We start from the raw sequence: 19,191 nt of genomic DNA, 5'->3' as shown, positions 1-19,191 counted from the left end.
TGATTATTTACCTCCCATAACGTTGACGCGAGATTTCGACAGGAAAAATGCGGCGATCGCCACCGCTAAAATCAGCAGTAAAAACGTGACGACTACCAGGGCCGCACCGTAGCCGAAATCCAGGTATCTTCGCACCGTGGCATAGATATAAATAGAGACGGTTTCCGTGGCACCCGCCGGCCCCCCACCCGTCATCACCTGCACCAAGTCAAAGATGCCGAAAGCTTGGGCAAATCGGAACAGCAGGGCGATGATAATTTGGGGGGTGACGAGGGGGATGGTGATTTGCCAAAAACTCTGCCACGGCGTCGCCCCGTCGATGGCGTGAGCCTCGTACAAATCGCCGGAAATCGATTGCAAACCCGCCAAAAGAATGATGGCGATAAAGGGGGTGGTTTTCCAGACGTCGGCGATAATCATCGCCAGCATCGCCCGGGTGGGATCGCCCAGCCAAGTGATGGGTGTTGCGATCAATCCCAGGCGGGTGAGGAGGTCGTTAACAATTCCATATTGGTCATTGAAAATCCACGCCCAAGCTAACCCCATCACCGCCGTAGGTAACGCCCAGGGAATGAGGGAAGAAGTGCGGACGAATCCCCGCCCGAAAAAGGCTTGATTCAACACCAGGGCGATCGCCATTCCCAGCACCAATTCGGTTAAAATGGAGACGGCGGTAAAGATGCTGGTATTCCACATACTCTGCCAAAATCTACCATCACCGACCAGGCGCTGATAGTTGGCGAAACCGGAAAAAACCGATTCCAGTTGGGTTCCTAAATTGTTGGTAAATAAACTCAACCAAAACGCCCGGGCGATGGGGTAAATAAACACCAAAGCGAGGATGAGCAGTGCCGGCGTAATTAAGTACCAGCCGGTGAGTTTTTCTCTGCGATCGATATTATTTTGAGTCATGATATTGGGTTTATCGCTTCAACAGGGCGCGAGTTTCATTCGCCGCCGCTTGCATGGCTTGTTCCGGGGTTTGACTGCCCGTCAGAGCCGCGCTCAGGTAACGCTGGAGGATGTCGGAAGCCTGGGCATATTGGGCGACGGGCGGACGCAGGACGGGATTTTGAACCACGTTTAACAGGTCAGGAAGGTAGCTAAATTTTGCCACTAACTGAGGATCGTTAAAAAGGGATGTTTTGGCGGGGACGTACCCGGTTTCTAGGAAGTATTTAATCTGCACTTCTGGGCGACTGAAATATTCGATCACCGTCCAAGCTTCGTCTTGATTGTCGGAACTCGCAGAAATGCCGAATCCCCAACCGCCCAGACAGGCACCGCTGCCGTGTTCGGGTTGGTGAACCATCGGTTTGATGGCAAATTTTCCGGCAATTTCCGAGTCCGAAGCCAGGGAATAAACGTAGGGCCAGTTCCTTAAAAAAGCGGAATTGCCATTTTGAAATAGGCGGCGGGTTTCCTCTTCGGCGTAGGTGGTGACGCCGGGGGGAGAAATGCCTTCGCTGATGGTGTCGCGCAGAAATTCTACTGCTGCGATCGCCTCGGGTTTGTCCAAACCGACTTCCTGGGTGTCCGCGTCGATCCAAAATCCGCCGTATCCCTCCAAAATCTCGGTGAACATGGCAGATAATCCTTCATATTGTTTGCCCTGCCAGACGTATCCCCAGGGGACTAATTCTTGCTCTTGCAGGGTGTTGGATAGGGTCATCAATTCCTCGAAAGTCTCCGGCGGTTCCGCCCCAATTTCCTTCAATAAATCGGTGCGGTAGTAGAGCATTCCCCCGTCGGTTCGGAAGGGCATTCGATACAATTTTCCTTCGTAGCGACCGCCGTTGACATCTCCTTCTAAATAGGCATCTAACTGTGTTTCTGTGACGCGATCTGAGAGGCTCGACAACCAACCTGCTGCTGCAAATTTTTGCACCCAAACGATATCCATGTAAACGAGATCGTAGGGGGAATCTCCCAGCAAAAATGCGGAGGTATAAAGATCTTCAACCAAGTTGGTGTTGTTGGGGCCTTTGACGACTTCGAGGCGAAGATTGGGGTGTTCGTTATTGAAATCCTCGACTAACGGTTCCCACTGGGTTCCTTCCAGGGCTTGAATGAGGACTTTCACCGTCACGGGTTGTTGGGTGATAGCCGGCAGCACGGCGAGGCAAATGATACCCACAAAGGTGGCGATCGCTAATCCAAAATGAAGCCAGAATCCTTGGGATTTGGAATTGGGAGGGCGAATATTAATCCTCAATTTAATGGCATGAAATTTAAACATGATTTTTTGAGAGATAATTTGATCACTGTTACCATTGGCGATTTCTCGATTTAGCATCGATGAAATCCGAGACAAACTTATGCGAAACTTGGCGATCGGCGACTCATCTGGGCGATCGCATCCCCCCAAGGGAGGCGACCCCGATCCAGGTTGCTATTATAGATAGAGATGGAAAGAATTGCAATCTAAGTTTAGATTCCTTAATATTTGAGACCGGCGATCGTCGGATTGCGGGGGGACACGGCCCTCGATTTTCCACCGTCGCCGATCGCAGATCGAGACCCAATTTAGCCCGTCGAAATGGACGATTTTTAACCGCAAAAATGACGGGAAAAGGAGGGCGATCGGGTCGGAGGACGGCGGACGGGGGCGGGGCGGTCTGTACAGAAACCGCGATCGCCGGTAAAATTTGGTCAAGATTGGCAACATCGTGCCAGCCAGCATTTTGGGAAGCAGCAGTGTTAGACATCAAACTCATTCGGGATAATCCACAGGCCGTTCAAGACCGCCTCAACCTGCGGGGAGATTACGATCTGCAGCCGATCTTGGCGTTGGAGGAAAAACGGCGATCGCTCGAACAGGAACGCATCCGACTCGAAACCCGCAGCAACGAGATCGGAAAACTCGTCGGAGAAAAAATCAAGTCCGGGGTCGATCCCAAAGGGCCGGAAGTCCAAGAATTGCGGGACGAGGGACAGCAAATCAAGTCCCAATTGGGCGATCTCGAACCCCAAGAAAAAGAGTTAGCCGCCGAAATTGACGCCCTCTTGTTGCCACTACCCAACCTCCCGAGCCCAACCACTCCGGTGGGAAAAAGCGAAGATGAAAACGTCGAAATTCGCCGCTGGGGAGACGAATACAAAACCCAAAATTCCGACATTTTACCCCACTGGGAAATGGGCGAAAAGTTGGGAATTTTTAACTTTGAAAGAGGGGTAAAAATAGCCCAAAGTCGTTTCGTCGCCCTCGTCGGTGCGGGTGCTGCTTTGGAACGAGCCTTAATTCAATTCATGCTCGACACCCACACGGCGAACGGCTACGTCGAGGTGATGCCGCCGCTATTGGTGAACAGCACATCTTTGACGGGGACGGGTCAACTACCCAAATTTGCCGAGGAAAGTTTCAAGTGCGGCGAGGACGACCTGTGGCTGATCCCCACCTCGGAAGTCCCGGTGGTCAACTTATATCGGGATGAGATTTTAGAAGTGGAAAATCTTCCCATTTACCACTGTTCCTTTACTCCCTGTTTTCGCCGGGAAGCCGGAAGTTACGGCAAGGATACCCGGGGTTTGATCCGACTCCACCAGTTCAATAAAGTCGAGTTGGTGAAATTGGTCAAACCGGAAACCTCCGAGGAAGAACACCAAAAATTGGTGGCAGATGCCGAGGGGATTTTGCAGGCTTTGAAACTGCCCTATCGCGTCATCGAATTGTGTACGGGAGACTTGGGATTTGCGGCGGCGAAGTGCTACGATTTGGAGGTTTGGTTGCCTTCGGCGGAAACCTACCGGGAAATTTCGAGCTGTTCTAACGTGATGGATTTCCAGGCTCGGCGGGCGAACATTCGCTACCGGGAAGCCAAGGGCGACCAGAAGAAGAAGAAGAAGAAAACCGAGTTTGTCCACGCTTTGAACGGTTCCGGATTGGCGATCGGACGGACGATGGCGGCGGTGTTGGAAAACTACCAGCAGCCGGACGGAACGGTTCGGGTTCCCGAGGTTTTGCAGCCTTATTTAGGGCGGGAAATACTGTAGGATTTTGCCCGAGTCGGTTGGGTTGGGCATCCGCTCAACCCGACATTATAATTGATTATAATGCTATAATAATCTTCGTGACTTTATTCGACGGACGGATGAGCGTCAGAGTAGAATCGCCCTCACCCCCGACCCCTCTCCCAATTCTGGGAGAGGGGAGAAAATCAATTCTACGAGTTTTAAACAAAAATTTGCAGGTCAAAATAGACGATCGCCAAGTAGGACAACAACCACAACAGCAGGCTAATTTTGATGCTGTTATCTTCGATTAAGATGCGATCGGGTTCTTCTCCTGCCGCCAAAACGGTGACGATCCGCTTGTAGTGCATGACGGCATAGTAGACGATGGGAACGGTGATTACCAGGGACGGATTTTTGTCTGAACTGATGGTAAATAGGGAATAACACATGATGGTCATGGTCGCCGTACTATTGATCAAGGAGTCGAGATAGGGTAAGGTATAGTGGGATAAAACCGGGCGTTGTTGGTTGGTTTGTCCTCGCTGATAAAAGAGTTTTAGATAGGAGTGTTTTCCGGCGGGATGGAGGGATGCGGGGGATAATTCTTCTAAGGATTCGATGGGGTTTTGTTTGTGGAGGAGGGAGAGGAGTTCCGATCGCCGTTTTGCGAAGCCTTGAAATAGGGTTAAAAAGAACGTGCAAAGGGTGATCCAGGCGGTGGGGGTGTCCCCCACGGCGTAGATGCCGGCGAGGAGGCGGAGGACGAAACCGAAGGCGATACAATTGACGTCGAAGAGGGGAATATTTTTGAGTTTTAGGGAGTAGGCGATATTGTTAATTCCGTACAGCAGCAGGCAGGAAAATACGGCGATTCCCAGGTGGTAAGAACCGATGAGGGAAACGGTTACTAAGAAAACGGCGATCGCGGTGGCAGTTGTCAGTCTCACCCGTCCGCTGGCGAGGGGACGGAGTCGCTTTTTGGGATGTTGGCGATCGCGTTCGATGTCTTGAATGTCGTTGAAAATGTAGACGGCGGATGCTATCATTGAAAAGAGGATGACGGTGAGGATACCGTTGGCGATCGCCTCGGGTTGCAGCAGCCTCCCGCCAAAAATTACCCCCGCCAAACAGAACAGATTTTTCGTCCACTGGTGGGGACGCAGCAGCTTGATAATATCTCGAATTCCGAGCGAAACTTGAGGATCGTCTGAGTCGGAGATATCCGCAGATTTTGCTTGAATTCTCGTACCAAATTTAGGTTTCATTGCACTCACTCTAACACCACAGCACAGTCCTCAGCGGGACATGATAATGATACCAGCAAATATGGTGGCGAGCCCAACCCACTGATTCAGTTCAAACCGTTCGCCGAATAATACATTTCCGGCGATCGCAATTAAACTAAACCCGATCCCTGCAAAAATCGGATAGGCGGTGGAAACGGGGAGTTTGTCCAGAGCTCTGGCGAACAAAATCACGTTGATTCCGTACACCATAATTCCTCCGATAAACCAGGGAGAAAACAACAATGCCAATAACCCCGGATCGGTGGCGACGAGTCGCGACTTTTTCAACAGCAGACTGCCGATACAGTTGTTGACGGCAGCCAGCATCAAAAATCCCCATCCACTCAGATAAAAATTCATATCGCAGTTTCCCATAATATGTGAACATTTTGAGGAGGGAGAACCCCACCCAACCCTCAGCAAGGGAAGGGCTAATTTTTTAGGCTGATGACTTGTCCCTGCGAGTAGTAAGCGACTTGATTCGGTTTGATTCGTTCTTTGATTTTAATGGTAAAGGATTGCAGGGTGGTGTAATCGACATCCGAAATTGTAAAGTTTTGGGTTTCCAGTCGATCTTCAAATGGAAGGTGTACGTTCATAAAGAAAGTTCCCGGCGATCGCAGTTGAACCCGATACTCATTCTCGGCTATCTGGGTGACATCCACGGCATCCGACGGACTGAGGATGTTGTGGAAACTTGCATTGTCAATCCAGTCAATTTGGGACTGGCAAAAGAGTTGAGTGGCGGGATATAAACTATTTCGATAAATATAGGCACCATTCAAACTGTCGGGTATGTTGATCAAGAACATTCCATCCCCTTCAAGTTCGCGATCGATGCTTTCAAGCACTTGCTTTGAAATCTGTCCCGCCGCAATCCATTTTTGATTGGAGGCGTAGAGTTGATAGGAGAAAAAGAGGGATAGAGTTATAAAAACAATTGCCGTTATGAGGCGAAACCGAGATAATAAAAATCCCAAAACGAACACACTCAAAATAACCAAAAACACCGAGGGGAGATACAGTAGCCGTTCCCCCTCGGTTGTCCAGAGGGAGACGGGGATGTTGATGACAGGTAACAGGGAAACAAAAAATAAACCCAGCAACAAAATGACCAATTTGGCAATTGAGTTGTAAATCCCCCCTTTCCAAAAACAGACGATAGTAAAAATTAAAATTACCGCCAAAAACACCGAAAAAGACAGGGGCCATATTCCTGCGTAGACGGGGTTTAGGGGTGGGATAAAAATCCTGATACTGGAATACAAACCCCGCAGAAGAATGGCGAAATCGAAGTTCATGTGAACGTCACTTCCATATCCTCCAATAAATTGTTTTAATCCCCAATATCTGAGTCCAAAATAGGGAAAAAATGCAGTGGCATAAATTAGGGGCAAATAAAATATTTTATAAATTTTATTTGCGGATTTTTTTTGATTAATGTGATCGTAAATTTCATACAAAAATAGGAAGCCGGGATAAACGAGAACCGATTCTTTCGATAGCAAACCCAGTAAAAAAAGGAGATAGGAGAATAGAAACCATCTGCGATCGCCCGTCTCCTTATATTTCAAATAACAGCAAAATGCCGCCAACCCAAAACTGGTAGCGATCACATCCGATCGCGCCGCAATCCAGGTGACGGCTTCGACGTGGCTGGGAAGGATGATAAAAATAAATGCCGATAAAATCGAGAAAATAGTGACAAACTTTCCAGCCAGTTTTGCCCCCCGAAATAGGAGACGAGACAGTTGATAAACCAGAAAACCATTCAACCCGTGAAAGAATATATTTGTCAGGTGGTAGCCGACGGGATTTAATCCCCAAATCTGATAGTCAAAAAACAGTGTCAGGGAAACGAGGGGGCGGAAAAACACATCCGGGGGAGTCGTCCAAACGCCCAGTGGACCTCGCGTTTTTACTTGGTAAACCCAGTTGAAATCATCGGACAGGAAAAACGAATCGACGATATTTCCGTAGGCGATCGCACTCAAAGCAAGACAGACAATTAAGGCGATCGCGTGGAATTTGAACTGTTTTGAATCGAAACTCAATACCGTCATACTTCAAGCATCCTATGAAAACTGCTTGAGAAGCCAAAGCATTTTTTCTTTCACGGGTTTTCGGTGGGCAGAACCCGCCTTTTCTGCCTGTAGTTTATCGTAGTTTTTCTGGAACCAATCGTAACTTTCCTTGAACATTTCGTCGTTGGAGTATTTCGGTTTCCAGCCCAAGTTTAACAGGGGTTGAACGTCGAAATAAAATTCTTTGTGGTAGGTGAGATAGTGCCAGGGGGCGAGGGGACTCAAACCCACGATATCCAACAGCCTCAGCGTTCCGATTGTCAACCCGGTGGGGAGGCTTTTAACCTGGGAATCGGTTCCAGCGTAGGTTATTAAATTCTCTAACCCCTGTCGCAGGGTTCCAAAGCGATCGCTTCCGACATTGTAAATTCCCGGTTTTCCCAAATCTAACGCCAGCAGGTAAGCGTCCATCAAATCCAGGGCGTGGACGAACTGAAACTTGATATTTCCATCGCCGATAACGTAAACATTTCGCCCTTCTTGAATCCACTCAAAGAGAATCTGAAAAATGCCCAGCCGTCCCTCGCCCAAAATCGTCCGGGGGCGGATGACAATCAAGGGCAAACCTTCGCGATCGCACACCTGGCGAACCGCCAATTCCCCCGCCAACTTCGCCCGTCCGTAAATCTCCACCGGCTGGGGTTCCGTGTCGTTAGTAATCGGACATTTGGGATCGCCAAATAACGCGCTGGAACTCATGTGAATAAAACTGCCAACCCCCGCCTTTGCCGCTTCCTCGGCGGCGATGCGGCTGCCCTCGACATTCACCTCCCAAAACTTATCCCCCGACTTGGTGAGGGGCACCAACGCCACATTGTGATGAACGATATCGATCCCCTTCATGGCGGCGGCGACACCCGCGCGATCGCGAATATCACAGTTGATATATTCAATTTCCGGGGGGCGAGTGGGATCGTCCCAAATATCGAGAATTTTGACATCTTCCCCCCGTTCCAACAGCCGGCGGGCGATCAGATTGCCCAAAAAGCCGGAACCCCCTGTCACCAGATGTTTCATGGACTGCCGCTAACCTTCCAAACGATAAACCTGCAAGAATCGTAAACCAATGTCGCCGATTCGTAAAGGAATTGAACCGGCGGATAATTGTAAAACCACAACCGGGGGGCGATGTCGCGAGAAACCGTTTCCGGGCGACACCCCACCACCCTTTCAACCCGAAAACCACAGAATTGAAACATCGCCCGACTTCTGCGACTGTGGGGTTGATTGCAGTATAAAATAACCTCTCCCAGCGGCCATAATTTTTCCCGTTTCAACCCTATCCTCAATACCCGGGCATTGTCAAAAGTATCCAAATAAGTTCTATCCCGCACATTGGCAGGCACGAAAATTTGCAAATCCGGGCGGAGTTTTTGCAGGAATTCGGCGGCATAATCCTCCTCCGACTTGGAATGTCCGAAGGAATTTCCGGGAGACACGAACACGCGATCGCCCGTTTCCGCATCCGCCGCCACCCGACGCACCACCGCTTCAAAATAATCCGATAAATTCTCCACCGCTTCCGGCGATTCTGTCGCCGTCAACCCCTCCGTGACGATCATATAATCCGCCATCAGTTATCGATTCCCCCGTAATTGTCGAACACCCATTGGAGGCTGCGACGCATCCCCTCTTCCAGGGAAACTACAGGATAATAGCCCAATTCTAGTTTAGCTTTGGCGACAGAACAGGCGATGGTTTTATTCATTTCCGACAAAACATGAATTTTTTGCTGGTACAATCCCAGACGTTGCAAACTCCCATCAACCACGGTGGCGATATCCCCGGCAATTCCCGGCAATTTCAAACGTTTGTGGGCGCAAACTTGGTTAAATTCAGATTCCAATAACTTCTCAACCGTGTCGATAATTTCATTCATCGAATAGGGGCGATCGTCCGCGATCCAGTAGGTTTCGCCGTTCGCATTTTCCGACTCCGCCGCCAGCAATATTCCCTGACAGAGATTGTCCAGATAAGCCATCGATCGCAAATTATCTCCATCCCCCACAATCGGGCCCTTGCCATCCCGAATCATTTTAAAAAATAGGGTCTGTCTCGGCGGTTGGTTGGGGCCGTAAAACCAGGGCGGACGGACGACGACGGTTTCGATTTTGCCCGATTTTTGTACCTCAGAAACCGCCAATTCCATCAACATTTTAGATTTCCCATAATTCATATAGGGATTGTAGGGGGATTTTTCATCAAATAAATGGTCGGGGTGGGGATTGCAGCCACAGGGGGAATTGGAAGATACAATAACCGCCCGTTTGATCCCATTTTTTACCGCAGAATTTAACAAATTTTTCGTCCCCTCAACGTTGATATCGTAAAACTCAGAAACCTGGCGGGGATGGATGATTCCGGCGGTGTGAAATAGGGTCGCGCCGTCCGCCCCCTCACAGAAGCGATCGCAGTCTTTGGGATTCCGCAAGTCCCCCACAATTACTTCAATTTGATCCGAAATTTTTTGGATACTTTCGGGATCTTGACCGGGCAAAATCAGACAGCGGAGGGTTAAATCGTCCTTCGGTTGCGACAACCGTTCGACATCTGGAATTCCCTTGATTAACGCTTTTACCAAACTGATTCCCAGCCAACCCAACGCACCCGTAATTAAAACGCGATCGCTCATTTTCTCCTCACCTAAATTTTGCCCAAAAACTGTAACGCATTCCGCCGCGCGATCGCCATAATCGACCCCTGGGGATTCACCCCCGGCGCCGTACACAGCAAACTCGCATCGGCAATATAAAGATTGTCAAAACCGTGCACCCGGCCGAAGGAGTCCGCCGCACAAACCCGGCGATTTTCCCCCATCGGACAGGAGGAAAATAGGTGCACCGTCATCAAATTGGAACTCGCCGCCGGGAGCACCTCCGGGATGCGATCCAAATCCGCCGTGCCCGCCAACCGCCCGAACCCCGATAAACTGGGGTAAAGCGCGATCGCCCCCGCCTCGAACAGCAATTGGCCCAACTTCCGCAACGCCTCGGCCAGATCCCGCAAATCCTCTCCACTCAGGCGATAGCGCACCAGGGGATCGCGAAAACCGGGGAGGGGGCGCACCGAACCCCGGCCCGACCCCGTAATCATCGCGTAATAAATGGCCATATTTTGCCAGTGGCGGTGCACCTCCCCCGCAAACTCGGGATGATCCACCATTCCCACGGACAGGTAAGCCGGAGAACTGATCGAACAGCCGAAACTGAACCGGGGGGCGAACTCCTTCACCTGATGCACCGGAACCCCCATGTCGCGGGCGTTGACAGCCTCCGGAAATTGCGCGATCGCCTTCACCGTCGGGTGCAGTTGCAGGGAATTGCCGACATTTTCAGTGATGCCGCTGCGCCGCAACAGGGCCGGGGTGTGGATGGCCCCGCAGCAGACGAACACCGTTTCCGCCTCGATTTCTCCCCGATTTCCCGACAAAATCCACCGTTTCCCCCGCCTGCGAATCCGGTCAATTCGCGTCTCCGACAACAGCCGACAACCCGCCTGTAACGCCCGGGGAATAAAGGTTTGGGTCATCGACTGGCGAGTTCCTTTCGGTGGCAAACTCGGGTTGTCCTGGGTTTCATAACGGAACCAGCGCGGGACTTCCAGCGATTCCCACCCCAATTTCACCGCCCCTTCGTGGAGTTTCAGGGAGGCGGCGGGGGGCTTTCCCGGCAGGGGACAGACGGTGACGGCCCGTTCGCAGGCCTCAAAATGGGGCAGTAAGTCGGCGTCCGCGAGCCCCTCCACCTGAAATTCCCGGCGCCAGCGTTCCAAAATCTCCGGCGGCGTGCGGTGGTAGAGCCCGCTGTTAATTTCGCTGCCGCCCCCCACGCAGCGCCCCTCCACATATTGAACTTTCGGCTTACCGAGGGCGGCGGTTAACCCCCCATTGCGATATTTCTGCACCATTTCTTCCTGGGAAAAGGGCTCGCAGGATTCGAGGGGTAAAAAAGATCCGTCTTCGATGAGCAAAACGTCCCGTCCGGCTTCGGCCAGCAAACAGGCGGTGATGGCACCCCCAGGGCCGGAACCGATGACGGCAATTTCGCAGGACTGGGATTCAGACATGACGATCGCGGGGACTCGAATTGACCAAAGATTGCCAACAGAGTACCACCAAACTCTCGTAAAAGCGCATCAAATCTCGGCAGGGGCCGAAGGGGGAATTTTTCCATGCTTCGATCTGACTGCGGCGGCGATCGGGGGTTTGGCGGTGAAAGGGCGACCCGCGCAGCCATCCCCAGCAGTCGAAAATAACAGTGAGTAACCAGATGGGAAATTGCAGGTAATCCGGCATCCGGCGATGTTGGTCGAGGACGAATATCACTACGTCATTCTGGTGGAAATCGGCGGTTTCGTCGGCGGGGGTGCGATCGCGGATCATCGAGTAACAGAGGGCGGAAGCGGTGCGGGTGAAAAGTTGGTTCATGGTTTTTTTGAGATCAATTTTCGGTTATTTTGAAAGTTTGTCAATCCGAAATTTATTATGATTTAATGTTTGCAAAAGGTGATAACATCAAATATAGTATAACATTTCCGGCATCCGGAATTAGAAACCGGGTGTCTTCAGAAAAATCGGGTGGAGACATCTAAACTATCATAGAAACCCGGTTTCTTGGACGCACTGTAAGACCCGACATGACAAACGATCCGTATCACCTGAAACGTTTCCTGGACGCACAAGCCACAAGCTACGATCGCGCCTTAGCCGAACTCAAAGCCGGCCGGAAGCGATCGCACTGGATGTGGTACATTTTCCCCCAATACAAAGGTTTGGGTTTCAGTGCCATGTCGCGGCGGTACGCCATCCAAAGTTTGGAGGAAGCAGAGGCCTATTTAAACCATCCGATATTGGGCGATCGCCTGCTCGAATGTACCGCGACGGTGTTGGGAATTACGGGGCGATCGGCTCACGATATTTTCGGCTCTCCCGATGACTTGAAGTTGCGCTCCTGCGCGACCTTATTCGAGGTGGTGTCGCCCCCAGATTCCGTGTTTTTGCAGTTGTTGGATCGGTTTTACGACGGGGATCGGGATGCCAAGACTTTGCAGTTATTGAGATAACAGATTGAGGTTTTCGTAAAGGTCGGCGATCGCGCATTTAAACCCGATGCGATCGAATTCCACCTGTTCGCCGGCACGATAGATTTGAGGCATCCAGAGATTGTCCGATTTGCGCTGAAATCGTTCGATCAAAACTTGTTTTTGATGAATCAACACATATTCCTCAAATTCCGCGATCGCTTTGTAATCGGCGAACTTATCGCCCCGGTCGAAGGCCTCGGTCGAATCCGATAAAACCTCCACAATCAGCTTGGGATGCAGGATAAAATCTTCGTCGGAAATGCGATCGCGATCGTCGCACGTCACCGCCAAATCCGGATAATAAAATAGATTCAATTCGGGGAGGCGTACCTTCATATCCACCCCATAGGAAATACAGCCCGTGTCGCGCAGGTGATTGACCAGCAGCGCGGACAGATTTCCCGTAATGATGACATGAGCCTTACTGGCTCCGGCCATCGCCACGATTTGCCCCTGTAGATACTCATGTTTGATCGGACTCACCCGCTCAATTTCTAAATACTCTTCCGGTGTAAAATAGGTGTGACTTTTACTATGAATCATTTTTCTTTGTCGAACCTCATTATCAATATCTTACAGCAGATTCAACTTATTCGCCCAGGCTACCGCTTCCGTGCGGGAATATTTGGAAGTGTTATCACTCGTCTACAGCTTGTGAAATCGGCTGAGGAGACTGTGGGAGTCCGAACCCAATTGCTGACGTTGATTGAGGAAATGCCGGAAGCTTGGCTGGAAGAAGTCAAAGATTTTGCCGAGTTTATTCAGCAGAGGAAGCCAAGAATGACTCGGACTTCGGAGTAGTTTTCTTATTCGCTCTTAACTGGATTTATTCGTACAATTCGGTATGCCATAAAACTCGGGCATGGACTGCCTCACCTTTCTCATCAAACACATAATTTATGATTTATACTTGATGATGAGTTCATCCTCACAATCGAAAATTGTCAAAGCCTTTTTTATGCGCTCAAATTTTCCTTTATTATCTATGTTTGCTTCAATAAAATATGTTTCATTAATCGCAGTGGCTTGCCTGCAACGATTCGGATCTTTGGTCAGACTTATTTTTTCTGCCAAATCAGAAGTGAAGAATGCTTGAGGTTGAGAATCAAAAAAATGTTTCATCACTTCTAGATATAATTTGCTCATCTCTGATATTTCAAGCTTTCGATCAAAAAAGATCGCATACTTCAACTTTTTGCCCGTCGGATCTTCTGCGTCAAAAATATTGACTTCGTTAAAATCCATTTTTTCTTCAATTTCAATATCTGGGAAAAGCCAGACTTTTAAGAAGCGATCTACAATCATTTCAAATCTAGTTTCAATCTCTTTTATTCCCCATCGATCAATTTCGCTCAAATAGCGATTCAACCAAAGCCGACTATATTTATAGCCTTGCTCTTTTCCGTCAACATTCATATCTCTTTTTTCGATAAAAGTTTTATTTCCTAATTTTCCATTGTTGCCAGAAAGTGTCAGATTTGCGATCGTGTTCAAATAATTATTATTGATAGTATTAAATTCCATTTCACCCAATTCATTTTTCCATTGTTGAACTGGATTTTGAGGAAATATATGCTCTACAGTAATATCTTCATTGTCTTCAATTTTGACGGGTTCATTGTTTTGGTAATTCTCAAGTCTATCCAAAAAATACATTCTGTTTTTTGCCTTTATTTCATACATATTTTTTCGTTCGAGTGCATCGATCAATTCTCGGTCACGCGGAAACCTTTGGCTTCCCTTTTTCTGAATCAAAGACAATTGTAATGAGTAAAGATAGTTCTGAGTATTCACATCTTCATAAAGGCGCATAAAAATTTTATTGAGTGAATTACTTGACAGACCCATGATAAACCTTCTCCAGGTAAAAGATTGAATCAATTCTAAGACACTAATAAAGTCTTGTTTGGTGATTGCGCGACTTGAATAATCATCATAAACTTTGATTAAAAATGGATAGGCAACATTAATCTCAAGTCGGTTGATGTATTCAAGCTGAAGTCTAATATCCCGATCTTTTTCGTTGGCTGGATTTAAGAGTTTGTTGTAATGATAAGCAAATTTTTTGAGAACAGTCAGGTTTTGCTCTAAAACCGCCACTGTTGATGTCGGATATTTGAACTTAAATTCTTGATAAACCTTGTTTTTGTTGGGTATTTTTTTATTTTCGAGGGTCAGGTAATCCCTGATATAGTCAGAGACTTTACTAGAATTTTTAGATTCATCTTTAGCCAGCCTTTCAATGTGTTCCCAATATACTGTGTAAATTTTGTTTTGTAATTCTCGATTGAGATCCATCAAAATATAATTTCGGATCAGATCGGCTTGAGATAATTCAAGTCCCGTCGAATTAAGGCTTTCAAAAATCCTTTGGGGATCATCTTTTCCTCTTTCAAGTGAAATTTCGACAAACATCAATTTTTTTAATCCCTTAAGGACAAACTGATAATTCTCTTCTGAGATCCTGGACTGGAAATAATTGAAATTTTCAATTATTCGAGAAAAATCGGTATATTCTTTGAGATTGTCATTTTGCAAAATATATTTTAATGCTCGATCATTGTTTTCGGTTGGTCTTAACTTAAGTTTTTCGTCGCCTTCCGCAAATTTATTGATAAGGTAAGTTTCATAAATTTGATTCGTTAAAGATGTTTTGCCTAGTTCTTGAGCCAATCTGTGTAGAACCAGATAAATTAAAGTGACAGTTGTGAGGCGTTGCTGTCCGTCAATAATCGTCAATTCATTAATATCTGAAACGGAGTAAACATCATCGCGAATGTACACAATACTGCCAATGAAGTGAGCGTTAAGCTCTTCTTTATTGCTGAGTTCCAAAATATCATCTAAAAGCTGTTTGCATTGTGAATCACCCCAATCATAATTTCTTTGATAAATTGGGATGACAAATCGCGTGTCACTCTGAGACAAAAATTTGTTGAGGTTGATTTCGTTGGCTTTCATGATGGTAGTGTTGAGGGTAGCTACAATAGATCGCACACCAGAACCTTCGAGCCTCGGCGCATTCCGGAACTGCGTCCAAGCCCGATCGCGAGCCTATGATTTTCTACTGTAACGCCTCCTTCAAGTCCTGTCCAGCAGTTGTTAACAATTCTTATTCATTTTTTGCCTGTTACACTTCCACCAGCCGATCGCACCCAAAACCCTCACTCTTCCCACTCTCCTTGCAGGGTAAATCCCGCCCAAAAAAACGGGGAATTCCACTCCGAAGACTGCCACAAATCGATCGGGGCAGATCGCAACGCCGCCGCTGGAGACTGCCCCCCATCCAGCATTTTTTGATAAAATTTTACCATCAATTCCGCTCGGAGCGATCGCGCCCGATCGGGTATTCCAATAACGCCGTATTTTCATCGAGAATATCCCGTTGAATCGCTCCCAATTTGTTCTCGCCTATTTCCCGGCTTTAATTGTTCCGCCAGCCTCCCCACGCCTCCGATACCCACGCCGCCGATTCCCGGCCCGTCCGTACCGGGTTTACCGTTCTAAATGATGGTTGTGTAGTTGGGCTTTAGCCCCGGAGCGGAGCGCTGAAGCGCAACTACGAACGATTCATTATTATAAAAATTTTACCACAGAGACACAGAGGACACGGAGACATTATGGGTCTTCCCCTTTACCCTTGCTAGGGGACGTGAAAGCGATCGCCCACATAATTTAACTGTTCTTTCAATTGGGCATTTTCGGCTTTATTGCGGGGGATGTCGGGTTGGAATTGCCACGCTTCGCACTCTCGGGCGAGGGCTTCCGCCAACTGCCAGCGGTGGTAAAACGTGCGTCCGGCAACCTGTTTGATGGCATCGATTTGGGCGGGACTGAGATAGCTTTTATCCAAATCTTCGATGCGGGTGGGGTCGATATAAATGGGATAAACTCGGGCGATCTCAAAAAGCTGTTTTTCCTGGTCTTTTGTCAGGTTAACTCTGGCCTCCACTTCTTCTTTAAAATTGACACCGCCCGCGATCGCACGGCTGCTGAGGTCGGAGAGGCGATCGCTCGGAATTCCCACTTCCCGCAACTGTTCCAAAACGGGTTGGGAGAGTCGGTAAGTCACATCCCGATACACGGGTTGATCGAAAACATTCTGCACGATAAACAGCATGAACAGGCTGATAATTGCCGCGATGATCGGCGTGGACACCCAGCCGGAGGCGATGCCCAACAAAACCCGCCAGCGAATTTGTCTTGCACCTTTAATTCCCCGCAGCAAACCGATGCCGATCACCGCCCCTACGACGGCTTGGGAACTGGAAACGGGAATTAAGGGAATGGTCGGCAAACCCGCATTTGACAACAGGCTTTCCAACCCCGTGGAGGAAAAAATATACAACACTAAAGAATGGGCGACCACCACCACGAACGCCGCCACGGGAGACAGGGGCATCAAACTGTTGCCCACCGTCATCATCACCCTTCTAGAGTAAGTGTAAACCCCGACGGCGATCGCAATTCCGCCGACGAGAAACAGTTGTTGGACGGAAGTAATTGCCACCGTTCCGATGTAAAAGTCGGTGAACGGGGAGGACGAAACGAACACCCCCATCACGTTGCCGATATTGTTGGCACCGAGGGCGTAGGAACCGAAAGCCCCGGCCACAATGAGTCCCCAGCGGGTGTAAAGGTCGAGACTTAAAAGGTGAAGTTGGGCTCGCTCTAGAATCGCCTCGACTAAATGATAGAGAAGGGCGGCGAAAATGGCACCCAAAATGGGACAGGCGACCCAAGTTCCCAGAATTTTAACTAAAGTATCGGTATCGGTAATCGAGCCGCTGAATTGGTTCCAGCCGATAATCGCCCCGACGACGGCTTGGGTGGTCGAAACGGGGAGGCCGATTTTTGTCATCCAAAAAACCGTCAAAGCGGCGGCGAAGGCGGCGGTAAATGCCCCGGCGATGGTGTTGACGGCGCCGAGTTCTCCCAACCCCCCGGCGGCACCCGCACCCCCCAAAACGGCGCCGATAATCACGAAAACGCTGCAAATAAAAGCGGCGGTTCCGAACCGCAGCATCCGGCTACCGACGGCGGTTCCGAAGACGTTGGCGGCATCGTTGGCACCCAAAGACCAGCCCAAAAATAAGCCGCTCGAAAGAAAAATTAAAATTGCGATCGCGTCCATTGTTTCCCCGGTCGTGGCCCGTCCGCCGTTTTAATTTAACGAAAGGTTAAGACGACGGTTCGGCTCACATCGACATCGCGATCGCCGTATCTCTTGCCTGACGGGCGATCGCGCCCAATTTTAAACCGTCTCGTGCTCTCTCAAATTAACCGTTCGGCGGCTCCCATCTCGGCGCCACAAATTCCCTTAAACCCACTACAATCTTAAATTGTAGCATATTTAACCGTTTCTTAACCTGACCCCGGGGAAAGGTGGCAGAGGGCTAATGCCAGCAACCCCCCACAGAGAACATGAATTGTTAATTGTTAATTGTTAATTGTTACATTACCCTTTTGATGGCATAAATCGCCAATTCATCTCCGGCATCTTCCGCCGCGTCGGCGAGGCTGTCGATCAGATCTACACTGTCCCGCAACTGCATTTTGCGATCGAGGGGCAATTCGGAATTGAAGATATTTTTCTTGAGACGGATGGCGATGCGATCGCTCTCCGTTTCGTACACCCGCACCCGATAAAGGTGGTCGCGGACGGCATCGGGGTGGCGGAAAAATGCCCTCGCTGCGATGACGACGGTTTCCACACTTTTCACCGCCATCGCCGTCAATTCTTTGAGGTCTTGGTGGTAGGTTTCGGGAATGTCCGGATGTTCGATAATAATACTTTGATAGGTGTCGCCGAATACGTCGATCAAATAGTAGAGATCTTCGAGCAAACTCAGCACGTCTCCCCGAAAGTCGGGGATCAACATTTCGGTGTAGAGTTCCGATTCGATCGCCCGCCTCAGTTCGTTGCAGCGCCCTTTCACATCCCGCAATTGCTGCATTTTGGCTTCGCAGGCATCCCAAATTTCTTCGGCATCTAGATAGGACGACATCCCCATTTCAAAGTATAGGCATCCTTCGGAGATCTTGTCGAGGAATTCGTCGATTTGAGCTTCGATAAATTTGGTTTTTCCAAATAGGGGGGCGATGTCTTTGTTCATGTTCTCAAAATCTTTCAAATCGACGGGAATGGATGCGATCGCCATTCTCAAATTTGATGGGGAACCCGGACTCGCCCCACGGGTGAACCGCCCGCGATCGGGCGCTCTCAGGATTGGGTCATGTCCTCACCGTTCTGCCGGTTGCTCTACAATTGTTCGACCAGGGGTTGAATTATACATCAATTCAAAAGCCAGATCTTCCTGATCGAATCCATTTTACAATTTTTGAACTTCGGCTGTCAACCCCCACTAAAGCTACGTCCGCGCGGGGGAAACCGATCGCGGCATCGCGTTATTTGAAGACAGTTTGGCCCGGTTTGAAGAATTGGGCGAAATTGGGCGATCGCCGATGGTGACAGTTATTTGCTGATCAGTTTTGGATGGAATGGCAGTCGCCGGGTTCACAGCACCATTTTACCATCCCGAAGATCGAAAACTGACCGAATTTGCGATCGCATAAATTGACTCATATCAAATTCGCTTCAATGCTCCCATTCAATTCGGTTGCATACCCAACCGCTTGGGAATCAATTCCCAAACTAACAGCAAAAATCATCGGTCGATGATTGGGAAAGTTGTACGATATAGCGCGGCGCGCGGGTGTAGGGTGTAGGGTGTAGGGTGTAGGGGCTAGAAATCGCCAAGACACATGGAAGTTTCGGGTTCTGT

General features: G+C 49.0%; 18 protein-coding genes. 3 read left to right on the top strand and 15 right to left on the bottom strand.

Translation table 11 applies throughout. The annotated features are described in order from the left end of the window. Window positions 1-3: 3 nt before the first annotated feature. Both AC0QHF_RS06105 and AC0QHF_RS06100 read right to left on the bottom strand, forming a co-directional pair. A complete protein-coding gene (locus tag AC0QHF_RS06105) occupies window positions 4-912 on the bottom strand; it encodes a carbohydrate ABC transporter permease (protein WP_324703302.1) in 909 nt (302 codons plus the stop codon). Between the two features lie 10 nt (window positions 913-922). Then, entirely contained in the window at window positions 923-2,239 is a 1,317-nt protein-coding gene (locus AC0QHF_RS06100) for an ABC transporter substrate-binding protein (RefSeq protein WP_324703301.1), read from the bottom strand. 458 nt (window positions 2,240-2,697) lie between these two features. On the opposite strand from AC0QHF_RS06100, the gene serS reads away from it, so the two are divergent. Continuing rightward, window positions 2,698-3,993 carry a serine--tRNA ligase gene (gene serS / locus AC0QHF_RS06095; protein ID WP_324703313.1) on the top strand — a complete coding sequence of 432 codons (1,296 nt, stop codon included), beginning with the start codon at window positions 2,698-2,700 and terminating at the stop codon, window positions 3,991-3,993. A gap of 179 nt (window positions 3,994-4,172) precedes the next feature. Here the strand turns inward: serS and AC0QHF_RS06090 are convergent, their stop codons facing one another. From AC0QHF_RS06090 to AC0QHF_RS06055, 8 genes are all read right to left on the bottom strand, one after another. Then, window positions 4,173-5,219: a UbiA prenyltransferase family protein gene (locus AC0QHF_RS06090; protein WP_324703300.1), complete on the bottom strand. Its 1,047-nt coding sequence runs from the start codon at window positions 5,217-5,219 to the stop codon at window positions 4,173-4,175. Between the two features lie 30 nt (window positions 5,220-5,249). Then, entirely contained in the window at window positions 5,250-5,600 is a 351-nt protein-coding gene (locus tag AC0QHF_RS06085) for a DMT family transporter (protein ID WP_324703299.1), read from the bottom strand. Between the two features lie 71 nt (window positions 5,601-5,671). Next, entirely contained in the window at window positions 5,672-7,303 is a 1,632-nt protein-coding gene (locus AC0QHF_RS06080) for a hypothetical protein (protein ID WP_324703298.1), read from the bottom strand. A 12-nt stretch (window positions 7,304-7,315) separates the two neighbouring features. After that, on the bottom strand, window positions 7,316-8,341 hold the full coding sequence (locus tag AC0QHF_RS06075) for an NAD-dependent epimerase/dehydratase family protein (protein WP_324703297.1): 1,026 nt from the start codon (window positions 8,339-8,341) through the stop codon (window positions 7,316-7,318). Next, window positions 8,338-8,898: a hypothetical protein gene (locus AC0QHF_RS06070; RefSeq protein WP_324703296.1), complete on the bottom strand. Its 561-nt coding sequence runs from the start codon at window positions 8,896-8,898 to the stop codon at window positions 8,338-8,340. The genes AC0QHF_RS06075 and AC0QHF_RS06070 overlap by 4 nt, the downstream gene beginning before the upstream one ends. Continuing rightward, window positions 8,898-9,956, bottom strand: a complete 1,059-nt coding sequence (locus AC0QHF_RS06065) for an NAD-dependent epimerase/dehydratase family protein (RefSeq protein ID WP_324703295.1) — start codon at window positions 9,954-9,956, stop codon at window positions 8,898-8,900. The genes AC0QHF_RS06070 and AC0QHF_RS06065 overlap by 1 nt, the downstream gene beginning before the upstream one ends. An 11-nt stretch (window positions 9,957-9,967) precedes the next feature. Then, a complete protein-coding gene (locus tag AC0QHF_RS06060; protein WP_324703294.1) occupies window positions 9,968-11,389 on the bottom strand; it encodes a GMC family oxidoreductase in 1,422 nt (473 codons plus the stop codon). Then, window positions 11,382-11,750 carry a hypothetical protein gene (locus tag AC0QHF_RS06055; protein WP_324703293.1) on the bottom strand — a complete coding sequence of 123 codons (369 nt, stop codon included), beginning with the start codon at window positions 11,748-11,750 and terminating at the stop codon, window positions 11,382-11,384. The genes AC0QHF_RS06060 and AC0QHF_RS06055 overlap by 8 nt, the downstream gene beginning before the upstream one ends. 209 nt (window positions 11,751-11,959) lie before the next feature. On the opposite strand from AC0QHF_RS06055, the gene AC0QHF_RS06050 reads away from it, so the two are divergent. Then, window positions 11,960-12,385, top strand: coding sequence for a DUF1810 domain-containing protein (locus AC0QHF_RS06050; RefSeq protein WP_324703292.1), 426 nt, complete (start codon window positions 11,960-11,962; stop codon window positions 12,383-12,385). On the opposite strand, the gene AC0QHF_RS06045 is transcribed toward AC0QHF_RS06050, so the two are convergent. Next, window positions 12,374-12,949: a Uma2 family endonuclease gene (locus tag AC0QHF_RS06045; RefSeq protein WP_324703291.1), complete on the bottom strand. Its 576-nt coding sequence runs from the start codon at window positions 12,947-12,949 to the stop codon at window positions 12,374-12,376. The genes AC0QHF_RS06050 and AC0QHF_RS06045 overlap by 12 nt on opposite strands. Here AC0QHF_RS06045 and AC0QHF_RS06040 point away from each other — a divergent pair. Continuing rightward, window positions 12,941-13,207 (top strand): hypothetical protein, encoded by a 267-nt coding sequence (locus AC0QHF_RS06040; protein ID WP_324703290.1) that lies wholly within the window; start codon window positions 12,941-12,943, stop codon window positions 13,205-13,207. The genes AC0QHF_RS06045 and AC0QHF_RS06040 overlap by 9 nt on opposite strands. A gap of 96 nt (window positions 13,208-13,303) precedes the next feature. Here the strand turns inward: AC0QHF_RS06040 and AC0QHF_RS06035 are convergent, their stop codons facing one another. The 4 genes from AC0QHF_RS06035 to AC0QHF_RS06020 all read right to left on the bottom strand — a co-directional run bounded on the left by AC0QHF_RS06035 (window position 13,304) and on the right by AC0QHF_RS06020 (window position 18,567). Beyond that, window positions 13,304-15,367: a DUF262 domain-containing protein gene (locus AC0QHF_RS06035; RefSeq protein WP_324703289.1), complete on the bottom strand. Its 2,064-nt coding sequence runs from the start codon at window positions 15,365-15,367 to the stop codon at window positions 13,304-13,306. 203 nt (window positions 15,368-15,570) lie between these two features. After that, window positions 15,571-15,720 carry a CHAT domain-containing protein gene (locus AC0QHF_RS06030; protein WP_324703288.1) on the bottom strand — a complete coding sequence of 50 codons (150 nt, stop codon included), beginning with the start codon at window positions 15,718-15,720 and terminating at the stop codon, window positions 15,571-15,573. A 329-nt stretch (window positions 15,721-16,049) separates the two neighbouring features. Continuing rightward, window positions 16,050-17,540 (bottom strand): inorganic phosphate transporter, encoded by a 1,491-nt coding sequence (locus AC0QHF_RS06025; RefSeq protein WP_324703287.1) that lies wholly within the window; start codon window positions 17,538-17,540, stop codon window positions 16,050-16,052. Between the two features lie 319 nt (window positions 17,541-17,859). Then, on the bottom strand, window positions 17,860-18,567 hold the full coding sequence (locus AC0QHF_RS06020; protein WP_324703286.1) for a DUF47 domain-containing protein: 708 nt from the start codon (window positions 18,565-18,567) through the stop codon (window positions 17,860-17,862). Window positions 18,568-19,191: the final 624 nt, after the last annotated feature.

The organism is Lyngbya sp. CCY1209 (genome assembly GCF_055795065.1).
This window is presented reverse-complemented; position numbering and strand designations above follow the sequence as displayed.

Excerpts from the sequence above, each read along its gene's own strand:
- AC0QHF_RS06030 (WP_324703288.1), bottom strand. The coding sequence starts at position 15,720 with ATGGTAAAATTTTATCAAAAAATGCTGGATGGGGGGCAGTCTCCAGCG.
- AC0QHF_RS06090 (WP_324703300.1), bottom strand. The coding sequence starts at position 5,219 with ATGAAACCTAAATTTGGTACGAGAATTCAAGCAAAATCTGCGGATATC.
- AC0QHF_RS06055 (WP_324703293.1), bottom strand. The coding sequence starts at position 11,750 with ATGAACCAACTTTTCACCCGCACCGCTTCCGCCCTCTGTTACTCGATG.
- AC0QHF_RS06020 (WP_324703286.1), bottom strand. The coding sequence starts at position 18,567 with ATGGCGATCGCATCCATTCCCGTCGATTTGAAAGATTTTGAGAACATG.
- AC0QHF_RS06045 (WP_324703291.1), bottom strand. The coding sequence starts at position 12,949 with ATGATTCATAGTAAAAGTCACACCTATTTTACACCGGAAGAGTATTTA.
- AC0QHF_RS06075 (WP_324703297.1), bottom strand. The coding sequence starts at position 8,341 with ATGAAACATCTGGTGACAGGGGGTTCCGGCTTTTTGGGCAATCTGATC.
- AC0QHF_RS06080 (WP_324703298.1), bottom strand. The coding sequence starts at position 7,303 with ATGACGGTATTGAGTTTCGATTCAAAACAGTTCAAATTCCACGCGATC.
- AC0QHF_RS06100 (WP_324703301.1), bottom strand. The coding sequence starts at position 2,239 with ATGTTTAAATTTCATGCCATTAAATTGAGGATTAATATTCGCCCTCCC.
- AC0QHF_RS06050 (WP_324703292.1), top strand. The coding sequence starts at position 11,960 with ATGACAAACGATCCGTATCACCTGAAACGTTTCCTGGACGCACAAGCC.
- AC0QHF_RS06065 (WP_324703295.1), bottom strand. The coding sequence starts at position 9,956 with ATGAGCGATCGCGTTTTAATTACGGGTGCGTTGGGTTGGCTGGGAATC.
- AC0QHF_RS06035 (WP_324703289.1), bottom strand. The coding sequence starts at position 15,367 with ATGAAAGCCAACGAAATCAACCTCAACAAATTTTTGTCTCAGAGTGAC.
- AC0QHF_RS06105 (WP_324703302.1), bottom strand. The coding sequence starts at position 912 with ATGACTCAAAATAATATCGATCGCAGAGAAAAACTCACCGGCTGGTAC.
- AC0QHF_RS06040 (WP_324703290.1), top strand. The coding sequence starts at position 12,941 with ATGAATCATTTTTCTTTGTCGAACCTCATTATCAATATCTTACAGCAG.
- AC0QHF_RS06060 (WP_324703294.1), bottom strand. The coding sequence starts at position 11,389 with ATGTCTGAATCCCAGTCCTGCGAAATTGCCGTCATCGGTTCCGGCCCT.
- AC0QHF_RS06070 (WP_324703296.1), bottom strand. The coding sequence starts at position 8,898 with ATGGCGGATTATATGATCGTCACGGAGGGGTTGACGGCGACAGAATCG.
- AC0QHF_RS06085 (WP_324703299.1), bottom strand. The coding sequence starts at position 5,600 with ATGAATTTTTATCTGAGTGGATGGGGATTTTTGATGCTGGCTGCCGTC.
- AC0QHF_RS06025 (WP_324703287.1), bottom strand. The coding sequence starts at position 17,540 with ATGGACGCGATCGCAATTTTAATTTTTCTTTCGAGCGGCTTATTTTTG.